Origin of the sequence: Okeania sp. SIO2B9 (assembly GCF_010672505.1) — a bacterium.
GTDB lineage: Bacteria > Cyanobacteriota > Cyanobacteriia > Cyanobacteriales > Microcoleaceae > Okeania > Okeania hirsuta.
In genome coordinates, this window is record NZ_JAAHGK010000802.1 from 1 (window position 1) to 3648 (window position 3648).

A 3648-nucleotide genomic window follows, 5' to 3' on the forward strand; every position below is an offset into this window, starting at 1 on the left:
TCAAATAGCTAAATGGTTTACTCTCAAAGCAAAATTATTTCTGTATTTCAGTCAAGAAAATTTAAAAGAAATTTATCAAAAACGTGCAGAAATTATCGAATTTGCCTTAAAAATTGAAGGGTATCAAGTAGATTACAACTTTCCAGAAAGAACAGGCGATCGCCAGAAGATTCGTCTGGGAATTATTGCCAATAATTTTGAACCTCATCCAGAAACTTTTGCCACTTTACCTGTATATAAACACTTAAACAGAGAAGAATTTGAAATTATTCTCTATTATTTACAAGCAAGTGGTCATCCTCTGGAAAGATATTGTTTCGACCATGCGGATGCAGCAATTGAATTGCCAGAAGACCTCGAACTTCAAGTAAAAGCTATTCGTAACGATGACTTAGATATTCTGTTCATTTCTACTAATATTACTTCCCAAACTAATGCCATAACTTTACTAGCATCCCATCGTTTAGCACGAATACAAATTGTGGGAATGAATTCCCCTGTTACTACGGGGATGCGTCATATTGATTGCTATATTTCAAGCAAACTTACTGATTCAGAAACTAATGCTAAAGAACATTACACAGAAAAATTAGTGACTTTGGATGGACCAGATCAATGTTTTGATTTTGCTACTGAAGAGGAATTATCGGTAACAACAACTATTAGCAGGAAAGAACTAAATATTGATGAGAATACAGTAGTTTATATATCAGGTGCTAATTTTTATAAAATCATCCCAGAAGTAGAAGCAACTTGGGTGCAAATAATTGCTCAAGTTCCTAACTCTATGCTCCTGTTATATCCGTTTAATCCTAATTGGGCGCCAAATTATCCAATTGAAGCTTTTCAAGAGCGATTTTTTGCTACTTTAAGTAAGTATGGAGTTAGTGAAAAACGACTATTTTTGCTCAATGCTTTACCAAATCGTGCTGATATTAAAGAATGTTTGAAGTTGGCAAATATCTATTTAGATGCTTATCCATTTTCTGGAATGACTTCATTAATCGATCCATTGCAGGTTTGTTTACCTACTGTTGTTATGCAAAAAGAATCTGCTCGCTCTCGGAGGGGAGCGTCTTTATTGCGCTATCTTGAGATACCAGAATTAATTGCAGATAGTGAAGATGCTTATATTCAATTAGCAGTTAATTTGGGAAATAATTCTGATTTACGAACAGTTTATCGCGACAGAATAGAGACAAAAATGCAGACTAATCCCCAGTTTTTGGATAGTCACTACTATTCTACTCAAATGGGATATTTATTTCAAAAGGTATTTCAAGAATATTTAGCATCGGATAATTAATTATCATAACTCTAGGTTAGATTTTGCTCCGCATAGAAAGCTAAAGTTATTACAGGATAATTTATTAATATTATGATAACTGAAATTGTCGAAAAAGGTGTTTACTTTATCTTTTCACCAGTTAAAAAATGCTCTCATATATCAATTTGTATAGCAGAAGGTTTGAAAAAACTAGGAATTCCTATTTTTTCTAACATAGATTGTTGGTTAATCGACTTGAAAAATCAAGAATATTTGTTTAAAAACGATCGCCAATTACATCCTAACAATTGTGCAATCGTAGTGGCCGATATTTATTTCATAGAAATGACAAATAACCACCCTTTATTTGATTTATTTTGCGAACTCAATGAAGAAGTGATTTTAGTTATAATAGATCCCAATGATAGCGATCATGTATTAACTGGTAGAACAGAGAGATTAACAGCCGTAATTCGCGTGCATATGCACAAATTTAGGAAGTATCCAAGCCAATATATTCCCTGGGCATTTGGCATTTCTGAAAGGATAAGAATTGCTACGGAAAATAGTAAATTATTTTCCGAAAGAAAGCGACAAGTTTTAGCGGTATTTAGAAGTTCTTTAAGCCAAAGTGTTAGAGTAGCAATGAATTTCTGTTTTATTTCTCATCTACAAGATAAAATTGATATTAATCAAAATCCAATTACAGAAATAGGCAATAATGTTTCATTAAATGATTTCGATTACTTATATTGGTCTCAATTCCGGACTCATCACATACCAAAATGGTTTGATTCCTTAAAAAACTCTATGTTTTGCTGCGCTTATGGAGGCAATTTTTATTACGCAGATTTAGATGAAAAGCTGTTAGAAAATTCTAATTTAGGACAAAAACCAGCTATAGCTAGATGGGATAGCTGGAGATTTTGGGAATCCCTGGCGGCCGGCTGTGTTTCGATTCATTTAGACTTTGATAAATATGGTTTTTTATTACCTATAAAACCTGTTAACTGGAAACATTATGTAGGAATAGATTTAGCCAATCCCCAAGAAGCAGCGCAAAGAATTATCGACGAACCAGAACTAATGGCTCAGATTGGATTAGAAGGTCAAAGATGGGCTTTAGAAAATTATGGTTCTGTACCTGTAGCTTGTCGCTTTTTAGATATTGTCTTAGGAGAAGAATTTGGCACGATAGAAAATTTGATTGATGCTGTAGAAGATATTTCTTAGTTTCGAGAAAAACATTTTATTTTGATTTAGTATTAGCAATACCCCAGATTGGTCGCAACCAGAAGAAACCGTGGGATTAGAATTACAAGAGGTAATTAAAAGTCTGGTAGCTCATCCAGATAGAGCTAAGATGACTTTATTAATAAATAACAGCAATATTTCTGCTGAAGATGCAGATTTGATTTTATCTAGCATAGCAATGAACTTGTTAATGGAGTCAGATTTAGAGGTGTAATATAAAATCCGGATAATTACTATAGCTTGCGTCATTGCGACTGGAACGGAGTGGAAGGAAGCAATCTCCGCGCACCCCTGAGATTGCTTCCTATCGTCGCAATGACGACTATTCAACTGGATTCAAGATAAATTGGAACATGAGAATAAGGAAGCGATAATGCTGCGCATCACTACCGTGAACGTTCAAGCTAAAGCTGAGAAAATTGCATTATTCAACTAGACAACTAAAAATCAAAATAAAAATTGATTATGACAACCAGTATAGCTACTGAAAAATTGGATAGTCAAACCAGTTTTTCTGGTTCAGTTTATTTTTATCTATGCCATGAACGAGCTTATGAGCATTTAATGATTAATATCGCTGATGGGTTAAAAGTTTTAAGAATTCCATTTTATGCTAATTTCAATTATTGGAAAACCGGATTAGATTCAGAATCATATCTTTTTAATTATGACTCTAGTGTCAATCATTGGGATTGTTCAGTTGTAGTTTTAAGCAATCACTGGTTTGAAAATCATCAAAAGATACCTGAAGGTTTGTTCGATCAGAAAAGAAAATATATAACTGTTTATTTAGACGATACAGATGGTCATAGTCTCCTATTATATGACCTAAATCCTACTTTGATGAGAAATTTTGATCTTGTTTTAAGAACGGGTTGTAATAATTTTGTTCAACATCCGAATAATTTACACCCTTGGTTTTTTGGTATCTCTAATCGAATTTTAAAATCGACTCAACAAGTTAGCAAATTTGAGCAACGAACACCTAATTTACTAATTAATTATAGAGTAAAACATGACACATTATTATTATTTGGTATAGATGCTTCGGTGCAGATTCCAGGAATACAAAGAACAGATTATATAAAAGATGATAAATGGATAGAATACACTGTAAATTTTCCTCA

The 3648-nt window shown here is 33.1% G+C and carries 3 protein-coding genes and 1 pseudogene; all 4 read left to right on the forward strand.

Features of this window, described 5'->3' with window-relative positions:
• Positions 1 to 1306, forward strand: a pseudogene (locus F6K13_RS23605) (hypothetical protein); the annotation flags it as partial.
• Positions 1307 to 1378: 72 nt separating this feature from the next.
• A complete protein-coding gene (locus tag F6K13_RS23610) occupies positions 1379 to 2500 on the forward strand; it encodes a hypothetical protein (RefSeq protein ID WP_287288570.1) in 1122 nt (373 codons plus the stop codon).
• Between the two features lie 70 nt (positions 2501 to 2570).
• Entirely contained in the window at positions 2571 to 2735 is a 165-nt protein-coding gene (locus F6K13_RS23615) for a hypothetical protein (protein WP_353735705.1), read from the forward strand.
• A gap of 251 nt (positions 2736 to 2986) precedes the next feature.
• On the forward strand, positions 2987 to 3648 hold a 662-nt coding region (locus tag F6K13_RS23620; RefSeq protein ID WP_287288572.1), incomplete at its 3' end, for a hypothetical protein.